Origin of the sequence: Butyrivibrio sp. MC2013, from assembly GCF_000424585.1 — a bacterium.
Classification (GTDB): domain Bacteria; phylum Bacillota; class Clostridia; order Lachnospirales; family Lachnospiraceae; genus Butyrivibrio.
The window spans coordinates 99,124-117,286 of the sequence record NZ_KE384211.1; the positions used below are offsets into that span (position 1 = coordinate 99,124).

Here is an 18,163-nt window from a genome sequence, read left to right on the forward strand (position 1 = left end):
ATAAGATGCACAATAGTAATACAGCTTCAATATATGAAAGTCTTGGGATCTCAAAGGAGGTCTATGAATTTGGCGAAAAGATTTTAGAAGGCCTTAGAGAAAGATTTGATCATATTGACGAGATCGCAGAATACAACCAGCTTAAGGTAATAGGTGCCATGCAAAAGGCCAGGGTCCAGGAGGCCTGCCTTATGGGTACCACAGGCTATGGTTATAACGATACAGGCAGGGATACTCTGGAAGAGGTCTATGCCAATATCTTTCATACAGAAGATGCCCTGGTAAGACCCCAGATCACCTGCGGTACTCATGCTCTTGCCCTGGCACTTATGAGCAATCTTCGCCCGGGCGATGAGCTTTTGTCCCCTGTGGGCAAGCCCTATGATACCCTCGAAGAGGTCATAGGCATCAGACCTTCCAAGGGTTCACTCAAGGAATACGGCATCAGCTATTCTCAGGTAGACCTTCTTCCTGACGGAAGCTTTGATTATGAAGGCATCAAAAATGCCATAAATGACAAAACAAGGCTTGTGACAATCCAAAGGTCCAAGGGTTATCAGACTCGTCCCACCTTATCAGTTGAGAGGATAGGCGAACTGATTTCCTTTATCAAGTCTGTTAAGAGCGATATCATCTGCATGGTAGACAACTGCTATGGAGAATTTATTGAGACAATAGAGCCTTCCGATCTTGGAGCTGATATGGTGGTAGGATCACTTATCAAGAATCCCGGCGGCGGACTGGCTCCTATAGGCGGATATATTGCAGGCAGGAAGGATTGCATCGAAAATGCGGCATACAGGCTTACAAGTCCCGGCCTTGGCAAGGAGGTAGGAGCTTCTCTTGGAGTCCTCCCCAGCTTTTATCAGGGTCTTTTCCTTGCGCCTACTGTTGCCGCCGGAGCTCTTAAGGGTGCTATCTTTGCTGCCAATATCTATGAGAGATTCGGCTTTGATGTAGTTCCAAACGGCTCTGAAGAAAGGTATGACATTATCCAGGCTGTGTCTTTTGGAAAGCCTGAAGGCGTCATCGCCTTTTGTGAAGGTATCCAGGCTGCAGCTCCTGTTGACAGCTTTGTAACCCCCGAACCCTGGGATATGCCCGGCTATGACAGCCAGGTGATCATGGCTGCAGGTGCCTTTGTATCAGGCTCTTCCATAGAGCTGAGCGCAGACGGCCCAATTTGCCCTCCCTATGCAGTATACTTCCAGGGCGGCCTTACATTTCCTCATGCCAAGTTCGGAATATTGAAAACTGTGCAGTATATGCTTGATAAAGGGCTTGTAGACAAAGCTCAACTTGTAGTAAAATAATTAAGCACGCTATTTTTCTTTATTTCACAGTTTTCGGAGGTTTGTTTTGAATAACTTATTCGGTATAGATCTTGGCACAAATGCCATTAAGATATATAACAAGTCAACTGACTCTGTTACAGTCCAGAAGAATATGATCGCCATCCAGAACAAGAATAATGTCCTGGCATACGGCGATGCAGCATACGAGATGTACGAAAAGGCTCCTGATAATATTTCTGTATCAAGGCCCCTTAACAGCGGTGTCATCGCCCAGATCAATCACATGGAGATGCTCATGCGCCTCTTTATCGGCGATGAGATGAATGGCAATGTCAAGGCCGCTGATTATTACATCGCAATACCTTACGATATTACAGCTGTTGAGCAGAGAGCTTTTACAGATCTGATCCACGAATCCAATATCAAAGCCCGCAAGGTCAATGTAGTATATAAGCCCATTGCAGACGGACTGGGCATGGATGTGGATGTTAAGAATTCCAATGGTGTACTGGTAGTAAATGTAGGCTTTGATACTACAGAGATCTCAGTATTGTCACTGGGCGGAATAGTACAGTCCAAGCTCATAAAGGTAGGTGGCAGAAAGTTTGATGATTCCATAAGGACCGCAATCCGTAAGGAATACAGCCTTATCGTAGGCAGCAAGACTGCTGAAAATGTTAAGATAGCACTCAGAGACTTAGAGAAAGAGGGCAAGCCTGCTGTAGTATACGGCAGGGATATTGTTACAGGTCTTCCCATTGAAAGAGAGATCCCTACAGATATTATCAATTATGCCCTTGTAGAGAACTTTGATAACATACTTGATAATGTAAGAGCAATTCTTGAGCGTACGCCTCCGGAACTGGCTGCGGATATTTACAAGAACGGCCTCTACCTTACAGGTGGTGCCTCCCAGGTATGTCACCTGGCTCAGCAGATTTCCAACGGCTGCGGACTGAATGTTAATATTTCTGAGGAACCCGTTGAATCAGTTGCACTTGGTCTTTCCAAGATCATCAAGGATGACCAGTACAAGTCACTTGCCATAGCAGAGGGCTCAGTTAAATGAATCCTGTGATCAATAAGAGAGGAGATAAGTTTTCCATTCCGGGCAAATATCTCCTCTTTGCTTTAACAATTGTTTCCATAGCACTTATTGTAATAACATTGACAACTAACCTGTTTTCCGGTGTCGCTGGCACGGTGGCAGGTGTTTTTGTGGTACCTTTTCAAAAGGGTATCAGCACAGCAGGAAGCTATGTTAAAGATAAGGCCGAATACTTTGCTGATATGTCCACACTCCGCGAGGAGAACGGTGTTCTTAGACAGCAGGTAGAGGAACTAAAGGAAGAAAATGCCAGGCTTACTCAGGATAAGTATGAGCTTGATAACCTGAGAGACCTCTACGAACTGGACAAGGAATACAGCTCATATTCCAAAACCGGTGCCAGGATCATAGCCAGGGATACAGGCAACTGGTACAGCAATTTCGTTATAGATAAGGGCACTGATGACGGTCTGGATATTGATATGAATATTATCGCAGGTGGCGGACTTGTAGGCAGGATCACTTCCATAGGTCCCGGATGGTCCAAGGTCACATCTGTGATATCCGATAATATCTCCACCAGCTCCATGGTCCTCAATACAGGTGATAATCTTATAGTAACCGGTGACCTGGAGAGCTATAGTGAGGGAGTCATTACATTTTCCAAGCTTCAGGATGATATAGATGCTGTAAGCATAGGAGATAAGGTAGTGACCAGCAATATCTCTGATAAATATCTTCCCGGTATACTTGTAGGCTATATCACTTCTATTGAAGCTGATTCCAATAATCTTACCAAATCAGGTACACTTACGCCTGCTGTGGACTTTGAACATCTGGATGAGGTTCTGGTCATAACCAGCAAGAAACAGGTAATTAATTCTGAAACTCCTGATGATTAGTATCATGAGTTCATCATTGAGGTATTAGGATCAATATGAGAAAAACTCTTGTTACTTTCGTACTTATAATCATATGCTTTATTTTTCAAAGCTCTGTATTTTCATATTTCAGCTTTGGTGGTATTGTACCTAATCTTCTGATCATCATTACTGCTTCAACCGCCATGATGAGAGGGGAGAAGGCAGGACTTTTTACTGGCTTTTTTGCAGGACTTTTGGCTGATATTTTCTTTGGAGACTTTATCTGTATATATGCCATCATTTATATGTATGAGGGCTATATCTGCGGTTTCTTCCACAGAGTCTTCTTTCCGGATAATTATATTCTTCCCCTCGCGCTTATCAGTATAAGTGACTTTATATCCGGCTTTATTTATTATATATTGATGTTCCTGCTCAGGGCCAGATTTGATATGGGTCATTATATGACACATGTGATTATTCCCGAGCTTATCTATACCAGTGTGGTAGCAGTATTTGTTTATCCTATTATCCTCTTCGTAAATACGAAAATGGATATGATCGTATCAAAGGGGGCACGTAAATTTGTTTGATGACCTTAAAGATATAGTCCTGAAATTTCTTACATCCCGCTTTACCATAATAGGACTGGTGGGACTCCTTCTTACAAGCGGGCTTGTTACCCGTCTCTTCAATCTCCAGATCGTAAACGGCGAATCCTATCTGGACTCTTTTCAGCTGCGCATCAAAAAGGAAAAGGATATACCTGCTACCAGGGGCAATATCTACGATTGTAACGGTAACCTACTGGCATATAATGAGCTGGCCAATTCTGTTGTTATTGAAGATGTATTTGAATCCGGCTCTTCCCGTCATGCCAATATTAACGAGACTCTGGGCAGGGTAATAGACATTGTAGAGAAAAACGGAGATGAAGTAGTCAGTGACCTTAATATACAGCTTTCAGATTCCGGAGAATTTGAGTTTACCGTTAGCGGAAGCTCTCTACTAAGGTTCCTTGCCGATGTATACGGCTATTCAAGGACAGATAATCTTAAGTTTGAAGAGAAAAGCTCCACTGCTCTTGATGTTATGAATTATCTTGGCAACAAGTTCAAGATCGGAGAGTATACAGATCCCCAGGACAAGAGTTCTTTTGTAGCCGGAAGAGGTATGAGCAGCCGAAGGTTTCTGCAACTGGCAACCCTTAGATATAACATGAATCTCAACTCATTCCAGAAATATATTGATACCTCCATTGCAGAAAACGTATCTGATCAGACTGTATCGGATATCATGGAGAACAGTATCGATCTGGAAGGTGTGAGCATAAAAGAGAGCACCTCCAGAAAATATGTTGACTCCAAGTATTTTGCTCAGGTAATAGGCTATACAGGCAAGGTATCCTTGTCAGAGCTGGAGACTTTAAGGGCTGAGAATCCCGGTATGAATTATTCCGGCAATGATACTGTAGGCAAATCCGGTATCGAACAGACCATGGAGACAGTCCTCCAGGGTAAGAAGGGCTCGGAAACCGTATACGTTGACAAGATGGGGCAGGCACTGGAGACCAGCGAATACGTAGAGCCTATAGCCGGCAATGATGTCTATCTTACCATTGACAAGGATCTGACTGAGCTTGCTTATGATGTGCTTGAGAGCAGGCTTGCAGGTATACTTTCTGCCAAGATAGTCAACAGTAAGGAAGTCAATATACCTGCAAATTCCAGCGATCTCATGATCCCTGTTTATGATGTATATTACAAGCTTTTCGAGAATACGGTCATTGATGTAACCCATTTTGACGATCCCCATGCAGGTGAAACAGAGAAAAAGGTCAAAGAGGTATTTGATGATAAGTTGTCATCAGTTCTCCTGGGCCTTAGAGCAGAGCTTACAGATACCAAAACCCCTTATGACCAGCTCAGTCTTGAGTACAAGAACTATGAGACCTATATTACAGACAGCTTGAGAAATAAGGGAGTTCTCACAGGTGAGAATTCTGAGGATGAGACTTATATCAAGTACAAGACAGACGAGACAATATCTCTGAATGAATATCTCCATTATGCAATAATGCAGAACTGGATAGACATCTCTTTGCTTAACCTGGATAGCCAGTATTCTGCATCAGATGAAGTTTTTATCAATATCGTTGATTATATAAATGAGTTTTTGACCAGGGATGTGACTTTCCACAAGATGCTATACAGGTATATGCTGGCATCTGATATGGTAACAGGTAGAGATTGCTGCGAGCTGCTGCTTGAGCAAAAGGTCGTAAGCCTTGACGATGATGAAATGGCCCTCTGGAAGGGTTCTGCTGAAAATTCATATACTTTTATCATGAACAGGATAAAGAAACTGGACCTCACGCCTGCCCAGCTCAACCTGGATCCTTGTACCGGCTCAATGGTAATAGTGGATGTTAATACCGGAGACGTAAAAGCTCTGGTGTCCTACCCGGGTTATGACAATAACAGGATGGCTAATGGAGTAGATGCCAAGTATTATGCCAGCCTGAGAGCCGACCTGTCTAATCCGCTATATAACTATGCAACTCAGCAAAAGACAGCTCCCGGTTCAACCTACAAGCCCATGTCAGCAACAGCGGGGCTAATGGAAGGCGTGATCAGCACTGCATCAGAGATCACCTGTACAGGCATATTTGAAAAGATCTCTCCCCCGGCAAAGTGTTGGATATATCCCTCTGCTCACGGGACACTTGATGTTTCAGGGGGTATTACCAATTCCTGCAACGGTTTCTTTTATGAAGTAGGCTACAGACTTGGAAATAATGGAAACGGCTATGACTCGGATATGGGTCTTGAAAGACTGGCCAAATATGCTGATATGTATGGTCTTACTGACAAGAGCGGAGTTGAAATAGAAGAGAATGAACCCTCTGTATCTGATCAGGACGCTGTACGTTCTGCCATAGGTCAGGGCACCAATTCCTATACCACAACACAGCTGGCCAGGTATATTACGAGTGTAGCCAATAACGGAACCACCTATAATCTGACTCTGATCGACAAGACCACAGACTCAGCCGGCAACCTTTTGGAGGATTATTCTGCATCTGTAAGAAATACCATGGACAGCATACCCACTGAATACTGGAATGCTATTCATAAGGGTATGAGAGGCGTGGTAGAGTCAAGATCGGATTATAAGGATATGAAGGTTGAGATAGCCGGCAAGACTGGTACGGCTCAGGAGCGTAAGGACAGAGCCAATCACGCTCTTTTTGTGAGCTATGCGCCGTATAGTAATCCTGAGATATCCATCACGACCAGAGTTGCCTATGGTTATTCTTCAACCTATGCTGCCAAGATCACTCATGATGTATATCAGTATTATTTTGGCGAAAAGACAAGAGAAGAGCTTTTGGGCGGCGAAGTAGAGCAGGTTAGCGGCGGTACCAATGACGACTAATATAGCTGTAAGCTTTTGCTAGAGATAATTACGAGGTTTTATATGATTAAAGCGGTGTTTAACAGACTTAAAACCTATAAATACAGGAACTACGATTTTATCCTTGTTGTTCTGGTCATATGTCTCTCAATAGTGGGAGTCATCGCTGTCAGTTCATCCGATGAATCCTTAAGGAGCAAGCAGCTCATGGGTATTGCTCTTGGCGTAGTTGCTATGATCGTTGTGTCCCTCTTTGACTATGCCTTTTTGTCAAAATTTTACTGGGGCTATTATGCACTGACGATCATACTTCTGGGAGGAGTTATACTACTGGGAAGCGGTAGCCATGGTGCCCAGAGATGGCTTGATATCGGCGGTTTTCGTTTTCAACCTTCGGAGATATCCAAGGCCCTTCTTATACTGTTTTATTCCAAGTTTTGTTTGCTCAATCAAAAGAAGGTCAAAACTTTGGGCTATATAGCCAGTTGTCTGCTTTTGCTATTGCCGCCTCTGGCTTTGATATTGCTTGAGCCTGACCTTTCCACCAGTATCATGTTTGTCATAATATTTGTATGTATCATGTTTGTAAGCGGCATCAGCTGGAAATTCATTACGGCTGTACTGGTGATAACTATCCCTCTTGGTGCACTTGTCTTTTACCTTGCTATGATGCCCGGAAGTCCCATTCTCCATGATTATCAGCAGGTGAGGATCCTGGCCTGGCTTCATCCTGAGAATTATGCTGATTCAGATGCTTATCAGACCATGAATTCCATTATGGCCATAGGATCGGGACAGCTGCAGGGCAAGGGCTTTAATTCCAATGAGATCAACTCGGTTCTTAATGCAGGCTTTATTTCCGAATCCCAGACAGACTTTATCTTTACAGTTATTGGAGAAGAGTTTGGCTTTATAGGGTCATGTATTGTACTCTTTTTGCTGCTTGCTATAATGGTAGAGTGTCTTTTGATCGCAGGAAGGGCAAGAGACCTTGCAGGCCAGATCATAGCAACAGGCATTGGCTGCTGGATAGGCTTCCAGGGACTGATGAATATAGGCGTTGCAACCGGAGTACTGCCCAATACCGGTATACCGCTGCCTCTTGTCAGCGCCGGACTTACATCCATTGTCAGCGTATACATAGGTATAGGCCTGGTGCTCAATGTCAGCCTTCAGCAGAGGAACAAATATTTCTGAGTATCTTTTATGATATCTGTTCTATCGTAAGAGTAAAAATATGATATAATTAATAACGTCCAATACCAAAATCAGACAGACAAGGAAATAAAGGAATAATATGAATATTGCACTTATTGCACATGACGCCAAAAAGAAACTTATGCAGAATTTCTGCATTGCATATAGGGGTATCTTATCTAAAAATGAGCTGTTTGCCACGGGCACAACAGGTCGTCTTATAGAGGAAGTTACCAATCTGACCGTACACAAATATCTCGCAGGTCATTTGGGAGGAGAGCAGCAGATAGGTGCTGCTATTGAGCATAATGAAATCGACCTTGTTATTTTTCTGCGTGATCCTCTGACTGTGAAGTCCCATGAGCCTGATATCAATAATGTTATGAGACTTTGTGACGTTCACAACATCCCTGTTGCTACCAATCTTGCATCAGCGGAGCTTCTTATCAAATCCCTGGACAGAGGAGATCTTGAGTGGCGTGAAATGTATAAATAACATCTTTCATTATATAAGAGCTTTTTTCAAAGCTGACCACTTTAATGCTAATAGGTATTCTATTAGCATTAATAATTTACCCCGACTAATATTTTCTATGATCATTAGCAGTGCGCTTCTTACAGGATGCGGAGCTGCTTCTTATGATCTGCCTTATTCTGAAAAGGCAGGACCTGATAGTTCTCTTTATGAAGTTGAATTCCTGGATACTTTTTCATCTGATCTCTGTGTAGCTCCTACTGATATCGCTACAGACAAGGTTGATATGACAGAAAGCTCTGTGGCAGGCCTATTTGACCTGACAGGCAAGAAGACTCTCTATGCCAAAAATGTCAATGAGCAGGTCAACCCTGCATCTCTTACCAAGGTGATGACAGCGCTTGTAGCTCTTAAATATGGCAGTCTGTCTCAGACTCTTACTGCAACAGATGCAGTTGTGATAAGTGAGGCGGGAGCCCAGCTCGCAGGTATCAAGAAGGGCGATAGCATGACTCTGGATCAGGCGCTGCACCTTTTGCTCATATATTCTGCCAACGATGTTGCCATGCTCATAGCAGATAATCTGGGCCCCGGGACCGACAGCTTTGTAGCTCTCATGAACAAGGAAGCAAGAGCTCTTGGCGCTACAGGCTGCCATTTTGCCAATCCTCACGGCCTGACCCAGGAGGATCACTATGTCACAGCTTATGACATGTATCTGATCTTCAATGCTGCCATGCAATATAATGATTTCGTACAGATCATCAATATGTCTTCCTACAGGACCAGTTATGCAGCAGGAGACGGCAGCACCAAGGAGATAGAAGTTGAAGCCACCAACGGCTATATCAAGGGCGTAAGACAGGCTCCCGGCAATATCACAGTAATCGGAGGCAAGACAGGAACTACCAGTGCGGCAGGCCACTGTCTCATACTCCTTGCCAAGGATCAATATGCCAATCCTTATATAGCTGTGATACTAAGAGCAGACAGTACGGACACTCTTTATGACGAGATGACACGGCTTCTTGAAGAGGCGGTAACTGGTTAAAATGCTTGATAATGTGGCTGTCTTACTACTTATGAAGGATTAGTATTTAAGCCTACTTTAGAACAGATATCTATTGTAAAAGATGGCCATGAAAGTTATAATAGTTGTAGGGAATTTCCTAATTTCATAACTCAAGGGAGGTAACGCTTATGGTTTCGCTTATCGTAGGTAAAAAGGGGAAGGGCAAGACAAAATGTCTTCTCGACAAGGTTAATTCCGAAATCAAGAACACTCTTGGAACAGTCGTATTTCTCGACAAAAACACCAAACACATGTATGAACTGAATAATAAGATACGTCTTATTGTGGTTCCTGATTATATGGTCAACACTACAGACGAGTTTATAGGCTTTATCAGTGGTATTATTTCACAGGACAATGATCTTCAGCAGGTATATCTTGATTCGTTCCTTAACATTGCCTGCCTTGAGGGTAATGATATAACACCTACAATAGAGAAACTTGATAAATTAAGTGATAAGTTCGGAATCGATTTTGTTCTCAGCGTTTCCATGGACAAGGAAGAGCTCCCTGAAGCTGTTCATTCCAAGATTTCTATTGCACTTTGATTACAACGCGTACTTACAAGCCGCGGCATAGCCGCGGCTTTTTTGCAGTACCGCCCCGGAAAGGCTGCCAGGCGTAAATTAGCAGACTTTTTCCGGTCATAAGAACAATTATTACAAGGGGATATAGATGGCAGCTGGCTCTAAGAGCAATATCAGAAAATTTAATAATCGCGGAGGCTTGGGTGGCCTGACAATCATTTTTTTTGCAGGCCTTCTTATATACGTGATCATCAGTATTGTAAATTACTACAGCAAGAAGCATATTACAGGCTATGAGGTAACTACCGGAAGTCTGTCTCAGAATAATACCTACAGGGCTATAACTCTTCGTAAGGAGAGGGTAGTTAATTCATCAAGCTCAGGACCTGTATATTATTTTGCAATGGAAGACAGGCATGTTGCCAAAGGGGATCTGGTATGCATCACTGATGAATCCGATACCCTTGCCGACAGCAGAGGTCTTAATGACAGCTCTACTTCAGTACTTACTGATATTGATTATTCCAAGCTCAGAAACGAGATCAGTTCCTTCCAGTCTTCCTTTGACGAAAGATCTTTTCTTTCTGTATATGACTTTAGCAGCAGCATAAGGGGCTCTGTTTCCAAGCTTGTTAATTCTTCATATCTTAATTCCATAAGCGATATTGGCTCTCAAAGCGGAGCTTTCAAATATCAATTTGCACCAGAGAGCGGTACAGTGATCTATTCAATAGACGGCTTTGAAAACTTGACTCTCGAGCAGATGAAGCCTGAGTATTTTGATGAAGAGGAATATACTCCTGAATATTTCACTTCCAGAGATATCATCACCACCGGTTCTCCTTGTTATAAGCTGTCTACAGATGAAGACTGGCAGATTGTTATACAGGTAGCTGATGAAAAGACTGCTAAGGAGCTTGAAAAAGAAGAATATATTGAAGTCAGATTCTTGAAGAACCAGGCTACAGCATGGGGACAGGTGGCCAGATATACAGATAATGAAGGCAACTGTTTTGTTTCTCTATCCTTTACCAATTCCATGATAAACTTTGCATCAGACCGCTTCCTCTACGTAGAGCTCATAACAGATGCAGTCAAAGGTCTTAAAATACCTTCGTCAGCAATCCTTGATAAGGATTTTTATACCATTGATTCCTCATATATCTATAAGAATGACCAGGGCAAATATGGTGTAGACAGAAAGACAATATTGGAAGACGGCTCTGTATCAACAGAATTCATAGCTACCAATATCTATGCCAAGCTCCATGAAAAGGATGAAGATGGCAACGAGACAGGTTTTGATACCTACTATATAGATACAGATTCCCTAAGTGCAGGTGATGTGATAATAGCTCCTGACAGTAAAGAAGAATTCAGCGTTGGCATGACATCATCCCTTCACGGCGTATATAACATCAATAAGGGATATGCCGACTTCTGCGTAATAGATATCATGGAGAGCAATGAGAGTTATGCTATAGTACAATCCAATACCTCCTACGGTCTTAGAGAACACGACTATATCGTATTGGATGCAGAGACAGTGATCAACAACGAGATCATATATAAATAATGCAAATTATTTAACTGTGTTTTGATATCATGAATTATTAAGAAGGTTGACACTTTGCCTTAATATAGTCATAATATAAGGAGTTGGGAGCATTCATCCTATGGATGGATATTTGATCATGGAAAGGGTTGTTGCCTCGGTATCGTACACGAGGAGTGAGGAGAGAATATGAATGTTATGCAGAATTTCCTGAAAGTCATCAGACTTGGTGAAGAGAATGATTATTACGACGAGAATGATGAAGAGTACTATGACAAGGGTTCCGCAGCTCTGAAGACCGCACCTATCGGTAAAGATGATCCCAGTATTGAAGTTCCGGAGGAGAAGCTTAATAAACAGAGTCCATTCAAACCTGTTACCAATATTTCCAATCACAAGAAGACTATATCAGGTGCCGGCATGGAAGTATGTGTCATCAAACCCAATTCTTTTGAAGAAGCTAAAGAGATCACAGAAACACTTCTGACCAACAGGGCAGTAGTCCTTAATCTGGAAGGCCTTGATGTTGAAGTAGCTCAGAGGATCATTGATTTTGCATCAGGCTCCTGCTTTGCTATTTCAGGTAATCTCCAGAAGATTTCAAAGTATATCTTTATTATCACACCTTCAAGCGTTGATATTACAGGAGATTTTCAGGAGATGATCACCGGATCATTTAATAATACTTCCTTCGTACACGAAGGTCCTCAGCAGATCCTGTGATATCTTCCAATTGCAGAAGCGACTCCCTTTAAGGGGGATTAATTGATTTTGCCTATTTATTCTATATTTTATATAGGTTTAGTATTTTATGCAGCGGGAGTAAGTATATATTGCTTCCGCTGTTTTTATCGCATATATCGCGTTATGAAAGGATAAGTATGGACAGATTATCAGTAAAATATCAAAATCAAAAGGCATATGACATCGTGATAGACAGCAGTTACAGCGGCCTGGCTTCTGAGGTAGACAAGCTGGGCTTTGCAGGCAGAAGAGCCGCTATCATAACAGATTCCAATGTAGGGCCTCTCTATGCAGAACTTGTAAGTCAGCAGCTCTGCAAGGTATGCAGCGAAGTATATGTATTTACCATTCCCGCAGGCGAAGAGAACAAGAACCTTACAACAGTACAGAATATATATGAATTTCTGGTTGCCAAGCATTTTGACAGGCATGATATGCTGGCAGCTCTTGGCGGCGGCGTGACCGGTGATATTACAGGTTTTGCAGCATCTACATATCTTAGGGGCATTGCATTTATACAGCTCCCAACCAGCCTCCTTGCTCAAACCGACTCCTCAGTAGGCGGCAAGACAGGTGTAGACCTTGATGGATACAAGAATATGGTAGGCGCTTTTTATATGCCCAGGCTTGTATATACCAACGTGACTACTCTGGACAGCTTAAACGGAAGGCTCCTGTCTGAAGGCATGGGAGAAGTCCTTAAGCATGGCCTTATCAAGGATCAGAGCTATTATTTCTGGATGATAGAGAATTTCAACGAGATCATTACAAGAGATCATGAGATATTAGAAAAGATGATCAAGCGTTCCTGCGAGATCAAGAGAGACGTGGTAGAGCATGATCCTCATGAGAAAGGTGAAAGAGCCCTTCTGAACTTTGGTCATACCATTGGTCATGCCATTGAAAAGGCCAAGAATTTCACCCTGCTCCATGGTGAATGCGTTGCACTTGGATGCATTGCAGCTGCCTATATCTCCATGAAGAAGGGGCTTATTGATACCGGTACCTGCTATGAGATAAGAGATATGTTCGTTCCCTTTGGACTGCCCATCAGCGTTGAAGATGTGAATCCTGATGAAATCGCAGATCTTGTTAAGAGTGACAAGAAAATGGACAACGGTCATATTAGATTCATACTCCTTCATGATATAGGTGATGCCTTTATCAGCACTGATGTAACAGATGAAGAGATAAGAGAAGCTGTTAAAGAAATTCTCTTCGTAGACGGAGAATAATAGTTGAAAGGATGATTATCCAATGCCTCAGTTTAACAGTCATAAAAAGAAATTTATAATATTCGATATTATATTTACCATTCTTCTGATAATCATTGACCTTATGACCAAGAAGGCTGCAGTAAGCTATCTAAAGGATAAGGCAGCATTTCCTATAATCAGGAATGTCTTAGAGCTCCATTACCTGGAAAATCATGGCGCTGCTTTTGGTATGCTCCAGAATCAAAAGACCTTCTTTATCATCATCGCCATACTTATATGCCTGGTGATCTCATATATCCTTTTAATGCTACCTGATGACAAGAGATATACAAGGCTCCACTTTATCCTCTGCACAATTGCAGGCGGCGCTCTAGGCAATATGTTTGATAGGTTCAACACCGGATACGTTATTGATTTTATATATTTTAAGCTGATCAATTTCCCTATCTTTAATGTTGCCGATATATATGTTACAGTATCAACTTTTTTGCTTGTATATTTCCTTCTTTTTTATTACAAGGAAGAAGATTTTGCTTTCCTGAGTTTTTATAGTCAGAAGACAGCCAAAAAGGCTGAGAATACTGAACCTATTGAAAAAAACGATGAAGCTGATCAAACGATTGAGACAAAGCCTTGTGATAATACTTCCACTACAGAAAACCATAATGATTAAAAAAGGATGCCTATGTCTGAATTTATAGTATCTGCAGAAGATGATGGCAAAAGAATAGATAAATATCTTAGCGAGCTTGATACAGGTCATTCCAGATCTTTTCTCAAAAATCTCATAAGCTCCGGCAATGCCACAATAAACGGCAAGGAGATCAAAAAGGGCTCTGTTTGCATAAAGGCAGGAGATGTGATAAGTCTGGATATTCCTGAACCTGTAGAGCTCGATATAGAAGCCGAGAATATTCCTTTGGATATACTATATGAAGATAATGATCTTTTGGTAGTAAATAAACCCAAGGATATGGTCGTTCATCCCGCTGCAGGTCATTACAGCGGCACTCTGGTTAATGCAGTCATGTATCACTGCGGAGACTCGCTCTCCGGTATCAATGGTGTCATGAGGCCCGGTATCGTGCACAGAATAGACAAGGATACCACAGGCTCTGTGCTCATTTGTAAGAATGATGAAGCTCATAACAGCATCGCAGCGCAGCTCAAGGAACATTCCATCAACAGGATTTATCATGCAATATGCTATGGCATTATAAAAGAGGATGAGGGCACCATAGAGGGTGCTATCGGAAGAAACAAAAATGACAGATTAAAGATGGCCATTGATGAAATAAACGGCAAGCCTGCAGTAACACATTACAAAGTACTAAAGCGCTTCCCAAATGACAGAATGACCTATATCGCCTGTAAGCTGGAAACAGGCCGTACCCATCAAATCAGAGTGCATATGGCTTCCATTAATCACCCCCTTCTGGGAGATGAATTATATGCTTCAGGCCGTAAGAGCCGCTTCAAGCTCCAGGGACAATGCTTACATGCTATGATACTGGGATTTAAACATCCCAGAACAGGAGAGTATATCGAGACTAGGGCTGAGCTTCCGGATTATTTTAGGCATCTCCTTGAAGTGTTAACCTGATATTATGTGTTCGCAGCATTTGATTTAATTCATACAATTGCCAGACTATTATTGCTATTTACTGGTAATTTACCCGATTTTTATATATAATTATTTTATATAGATGATCTTTGCTTATGCAAACAAACTTTGCATATTCAGACAAAGCAAGGCAATAAAATAATCTTTACACATGACCACTAATACAAGGCATGGAGGAGGTTGTTATGAATACGATTATTACGGTAGGACGTGAATTTGGTTCAGGCGGCAGAGTGATCGGCGAAAAGCTTGCAGCTAAATTCGGGATCAAATGTTATGACAAGGAACTGATCGCCAGAGCTGCAAAAGAAAGCGGTTTTTGCGAAGAGATGATCGAAAACCATGATGAGAAGCCTACCAGCTCCTTTATGTACAATCTGGTGCTTGATACATATTCCTTTGGATATAATTCATCCAGCTTTGTAGACATGCCTATCAGCCACAAGGTATTCCTTGCACAGTTTGATGCCATCAAGGCCATTGCCAAAGAAGGTCCATGCGTTATAGTCGGCAGATGTGCAGACTATGCTTTATCTGATTTTCCTAATCTAGTAAGGGTATTTATCACCGGTAACGAAGCAGACAAGATCAAAGCTATCAGAGACCGTTTTGATGATGTGACCAGTGACGATAAGGCTATCGATCTGATGATCAAGAAGGACAAGCAGCGTCGCAGCTATTACAATTATTACACATCAAAGAAATGGGGCCACTGTAGTTCCTATGACCTTACAGTTAACTCATCACTCCTTGGTTATGACGGCACGGTAGATTTCATAGCCAATTATGTAGAGACCTACGAACAGAACAGGAAGAGCTAAGAGACAGATCAGAGCTTATTATTACCCGCAGGAGCTAATGCTTGCTGCGGGTTTTTGCATGTGATAGAATGGTGGTGGAAAAGCAACTATGCGCAAAATCCAGGTTTAGCAAATAATAGTATCGTGTACGCAGTGGTTAAGCGTATAATAAGGTAAAGGATTCTCAAAATCCATACTTGAACCCGCAATCTACGCACGATACGATTATTCGCTAAACCTGGCACTTATAGGTAAGGTAACATAGTTGCCGGCTATCATAATATCGTGCAGGCATTGCTTAGGACTATAATAAGGTAAAGGATTCTCAAAATCCATACTTGAACCCGCAATCTACGCACGATACGATTATTCGCTAAACCTGGCACCTATAGGTAAGGTAACATAGTTGCCGGCTATCATAATATCGTGCAGGCATTGCTTAGGACTATAATAAGGTAAAGGATTCTCAAAAAACATACTTGATTAAGGGGGGAATATGCAAAACAATATAAGTTCAGACAATCTCAAGTATTATCAGGAACAGGATAAGGAAAACATCCTAAAGCTCCGTGCTGTTATCGATACTCTTCCGAAATTCTGCAGAGAATACTTTCTGTCCATAGCCAACAGTAAAGCTGCCAGGACCAGGCTTGGCTATGCTTATGACATCCGCACATTCTTTGAATTTCTTCACGAGCAAAATCCTACCCTTAATAAGCTTAATATTCGGGATTTTACTCTTAATGTCCTGGATCAGGTCACACGTGAAGATATTGATGAATATCTTGATTATATTTCACTTTATGACCACGAAGGCCGTGAACTGTCAAATGAGCTTGTAGGCAAGAAAAGAAAGGCTGCTGCAGTCCGCAGTATGTTTAATTATTTCTTTAAAATGGACAAGATCAGTCATAATGCCCCGTCAAAAATTGAAATGCCAAAGCTTAAGGAAAAGCCTATCATCCGTCTGGAGCCCAATGAAATTGTAGAAATGCTGGACGTTGTAGAGGAAGGGGATAAATTAACTGATAAGCAGAAAATCTACCACAATAAGACCCGCATCAGAGACGTTGCCATCATTACTCTCCTACTGGGCACAGGCATACGTGTCTCTGAATGTGTAGGTATAGACCTTAATGATCTTGACTTTGAGAACTGCGGTATCAGCATTCACCGTAAGGGCGGCAAGGATTCAGTTATTTACTTTGGAGATGAGGTCAGGGATGCCCTTATGGCATACCTGGCTGAGAGGAATCTCATAGTACCTATAACCGGACATGAAAAGGCTCTCTTCCTCTCTTTGCAGAACCGTCGCATCTCTGTAAGAGCGGTCGAGAACCTTGTAAAAAAATATGCGAAAAATGTGACCTCACTTAAGAAGATCACTCCTCACAAGCTCCGTTCCACCTATGGAACCAATCTTTACCGCGAGACAGGCGATATTTACCTCGTGGCGGACGTTTTGGGTCACAGTGATATAAATACCACCAGAAAGCATTACGCCGACCAGAGCGACGAGAACCGCCGTAGAGCAGCACGTATAGTAAGGCTTCGCGAAAATAATTAAAAGATCGATTAATTAATAGCGCCTGACCAATCAGGCTTATAACATTACAATATTTTAATTGCTACGAGGATGAGGCATGTATGAATAGAGATTCATAGCCAGCTGATTAATGGGCATGGTCTGCAGCCATACTCTGCCGGGACCTGTTACTACAGTGTTGAAGAGGCCTTCTCCGCCCAGTACGATATTGGTCAGACCCTTAACTGTCTCAATGGACATGCTGCAGCTTGCTTCCATGGCAGCCACATATCCGCTGTCGATGACCAGCTGTTCTCCGGGACCCAGCTGCCTCTCCTGAACAGCTCCGTCTATTTCGAGGAATACAATGCCCTGACCTGAGAATTTCTGCATCAGGAAGCCTTCTCCGCCAAAGAAGCCTGCACCAGCCTTGTGCTGAAGGAATATATCTATATTCACATTATCATTAGATGCCAGAAAAGAAGTCTTCTGAGCAATGACAGGCATTGTAGTAACATCAAAAGCTACGATATCACCGGGTGAATGCTTGGCCAGTGTCAATTCTCCGGGCTGATCGGCAATATAATGATTAAGGGCAATTGACTCACCAACAATAGCCTTTTTGAAGATACCGCCCAGGCCGCCGGTCTTTGTCTCCATCCTGATTCCTCTGGACATCCAAGCCATAGCTCCGCTCTGACATTTGATGGATTCTCCTGCACTCATCTGAAGTGTAACAACTGTAAATGGCTGATTACTGATCTGATATTGCATACTATCCCTCCTGACTTTTTTGACATGAAA

General features: G+C 42.4%; 17 protein-coding genes. 16 read left to right on the forward strand and 1 reads right to left on the reverse strand.

Translation table 11 applies throughout. The features are described from left to right. Nucleotides 1–5: 5 nt before the first annotated feature. From G636_RS0114855 to G636_RS0114930, 16 genes are all read left to right on the forward strand, one after another. Nucleotides 6–1,313: a methionine gamma-lyase family protein gene (locus G636_RS0114855; protein ID WP_026508691.1), complete on the forward strand. Its 1,308-nt coding sequence runs from the start codon at nt 6–8 to the stop codon at nt 1,311–1,313. Nucleotides 1,314–1,359: 46 nt separating this feature from the next. Beyond that, a complete protein-coding gene (gene mreB / locus G636_RS0114860; RefSeq protein ID WP_026508692.1) occupies nt 1,360–2,364 on the forward strand; it encodes a rod shape-determining protein in 1,005 nt (334 codons plus the stop codon). Beyond that, on the forward strand, nt 2,361–3,245 hold the full coding sequence (gene mreC / locus G636_RS0114865) for a rod shape-determining protein MreC (RefSeq protein WP_026508693.1): 885 nt from the start codon (nt 2,361–2,363) through the stop codon (nt 3,243–3,245). The genes mreB and mreC overlap by 4 nt, the downstream gene beginning before the upstream one ends. A gap of 35 nt (nt 3,246–3,280) precedes the next feature. After that, entirely contained in the window at nt 3,281–3,799 is a 519-nt protein-coding gene (gene mreD / locus G636_RS0114870) for a rod shape-determining protein MreD (protein WP_026508694.1), read from the forward strand. After that, on the forward strand, nt 3,792–6,644 hold the full coding sequence (locus tag G636_RS18855; protein WP_035779818.1) for a penicillin-binding transpeptidase domain-containing protein: 2,853 nt from the start codon (nt 3,792–3,794) through the stop codon (nt 6,642–6,644). Before mreD ends, G636_RS18855 begins: the two co-directional genes overlap by 8 nt. A gap of 42 nt (nt 6,645–6,686) precedes the next feature. After that, nucleotides 6,687–7,820 (forward strand): FtsW/RodA/SpoVE family cell cycle protein, encoded by a 1,134-nt coding sequence (locus G636_RS0114880; protein WP_026508695.1) that lies wholly within the window; start codon nt 6,687–6,689, stop codon nt 7,818–7,820. Nucleotides 7,821–7,920: 100 nt separating this feature from the next. Beyond that, a complete protein-coding gene (locus tag G636_RS0114885; RefSeq protein WP_026508696.1) occupies nt 7,921–8,316 on the forward strand; it encodes a methylglyoxal synthase in 396 nt (131 codons plus the stop codon). Between the two features lie 97 nt (nt 8,317–8,413). Then, on the forward strand, nt 8,414–9,346 hold the full coding sequence (locus G636_RS0114890; protein WP_081668538.1) for a D-alanyl-D-alanine carboxypeptidase family protein: 933 nt from the start codon (nt 8,414–8,416) through the stop codon (nt 9,344–9,346). A 149-nt stretch (nt 9,347–9,495) separates the two neighbouring features. Beyond that, entirely contained in the window at nt 9,496–9,915 is a 420-nt protein-coding gene (locus G636_RS0114895; protein WP_026508698.1) for a hypothetical protein, read from the forward strand. Between the two features lie 127 nt (nt 9,916–10,042). Next, on the forward strand, nt 10,043–11,470 hold the full coding sequence (locus tag G636_RS0114900; protein WP_026508699.1) for an HlyD family efflux transporter periplasmic adaptor subunit: 1,428 nt from the start codon (nt 10,043–10,045) through the stop codon (nt 11,468–11,470). A 168-nt stretch (nt 11,471–11,638) separates the two neighbouring features. Next, nucleotides 11,639–12,172 (forward strand): cell division protein SepF, encoded by a 534-nt coding sequence (locus G636_RS0114905; RefSeq protein WP_026508700.1) that lies wholly within the window; start codon nt 11,639–11,641, stop codon nt 12,170–12,172. Nucleotides 12,173–12,330: 158 nt separating this feature from the next. Further along, nucleotides 12,331–13,428: a 3-dehydroquinate synthase gene (gene aroB, locus G636_RS0114910; RefSeq protein ID WP_026508701.1), complete on the forward strand. Its 1,098-nt coding sequence runs from the start codon at nt 12,331–12,333 to the stop codon at nt 13,426–13,428. 22 nt (nt 13,429–13,450) lie between these two features. After that, nucleotides 13,451–14,083, forward strand: a complete 633-nt coding sequence (gene lspA, locus G636_RS18860; protein ID WP_081668516.1) for a signal peptidase II — start codon at nt 13,451–13,453, stop codon at nt 14,081–14,083. A 6-nt stretch (nt 14,084–14,089) separates the two neighbouring features. Continuing rightward, complete coding sequence (locus G636_RS0114920; RefSeq protein ID WP_026508702.1) at nt 14,090–15,013, forward strand: RluA family pseudouridine synthase; 924 nt, start codon at nt 14,090–14,092, stop codon at nt 15,011–15,013. Between the two features lie 206 nt (nt 15,014–15,219). Beyond that, the gene (locus tag G636_RS0114925) at nt 15,220–15,855 is read left to right on the forward strand and encodes a cytidylate kinase-like family protein (RefSeq protein WP_026508703.1); all 636 of its coding nucleotides are present in this window, start codon (nt 15,220–15,222) and stop codon (nt 15,853–15,855) included. 475 nt (nt 15,856–16,330) lie between these two features. Further along, nucleotides 16,331–17,401, forward strand: a complete 1,071-nt coding sequence (locus G636_RS0114930; RefSeq protein ID WP_026508704.1) for a tyrosine-type recombinase/integrase — start codon at nt 16,331–16,333, stop codon at nt 17,399–17,401. 54 nt (nt 17,402–17,455) lie between these two features. Here the strand turns inward: G636_RS0114930 and G636_RS0114935 are convergent, their stop codons facing one another. Continuing rightward, on the reverse strand, nt 17,456–18,133 hold the full coding sequence (locus tag G636_RS0114935; RefSeq protein ID WP_026508705.1) for a TIGR00266 family protein: 678 nt from the start codon (nt 18,131–18,133) through the stop codon (nt 17,456–17,458). Nucleotides 18,134–18,163 lie beyond the last annotated feature (30 nt).

What these genes read in the sequence shown, in the direction of transcription:
- lspA (WP_081668516.1), top strand. Translation starts at nt 13,451, where the DNA reads ATGCCTCAGTTTAACAGTCATAAAAAGAAATTTATAATATTCGATATT.
- G636_RS0114925 (WP_026508703.1), top strand. Translation starts at nt 15,220, where the DNA reads ATGAATACGATTATTACGGTAGGACGTGAATTTGGTTCAGGCGGCAGA.
- G636_RS0114920 (WP_026508702.1), top strand. Translation starts at nt 14,090, where the DNA reads ATGCCTATGTCTGAATTTATAGTATCTGCAGAAGATGATGGCAAAAGA.
- G636_RS0114895 (WP_026508698.1), top strand. Translation starts at nt 9,496, where the DNA reads ATGGTTTCGCTTATCGTAGGTAAAAAGGGGAAGGGCAAGACAAAATGT.
- G636_RS0114905 (WP_026508700.1), top strand. Translation starts at nt 11,639, where the DNA reads ATGAATGTTATGCAGAATTTCCTGAAAGTCATCAGACTTGGTGAAGAG.
- G636_RS0114855 (WP_026508691.1), top strand. Translation starts at nt 6, where the DNA reads ATGCACAATAGTAATACAGCTTCAATATATGAAAGTCTTGGGATCTCA.
- G636_RS0114930 (WP_026508704.1), top strand. Translation starts at nt 16,331, where the DNA reads ATGCAAAACAATATAAGTTCAGACAATCTCAAGTATTATCAGGAACAG.
- G636_RS0114890 (WP_081668538.1), top strand. Translation starts at nt 8,414, where the DNA reads ATGATCATTAGCAGTGCGCTTCTTACAGGATGCGGAGCTGCTTCTTAT.
- G636_RS0114900 (WP_026508699.1), top strand. Translation starts at nt 10,043, where the DNA reads ATGGCAGCTGGCTCTAAGAGCAATATCAGAAAATTTAATAATCGCGGA.
- G636_RS0114880 (WP_026508695.1), top strand. Translation starts at nt 6,687, where the DNA reads ATGATTAAAGCGGTGTTTAACAGACTTAAAACCTATAAATACAGGAAC.
- mreC (WP_026508693.1), top strand. Translation starts at nt 2,361, where the DNA reads ATGAATCCTGTGATCAATAAGAGAGGAGATAAGTTTTCCATTCCGGGC.
- G636_RS0114885 (WP_026508696.1), top strand. Translation starts at nt 7,921, where the DNA reads ATGAATATTGCACTTATTGCACATGACGCCAAAAAGAAACTTATGCAG.
- mreD (WP_026508694.1), top strand. Translation starts at nt 3,281, where the DNA reads ATGAGAAAAACTCTTGTTACTTTCGTACTTATAATCATATGCTTTATT.
- aroB (WP_026508701.1), top strand. Translation starts at nt 12,331, where the DNA reads ATGGACAGATTATCAGTAAAATATCAAAATCAAAAGGCATATGACATC.
- G636_RS0114935 (WP_026508705.1), bottom strand. Translation starts at nt 18,133, where the DNA reads ATGCAATATCAGATCAGTAATCAGCCATTTACAGTTGTTACACTTCAG.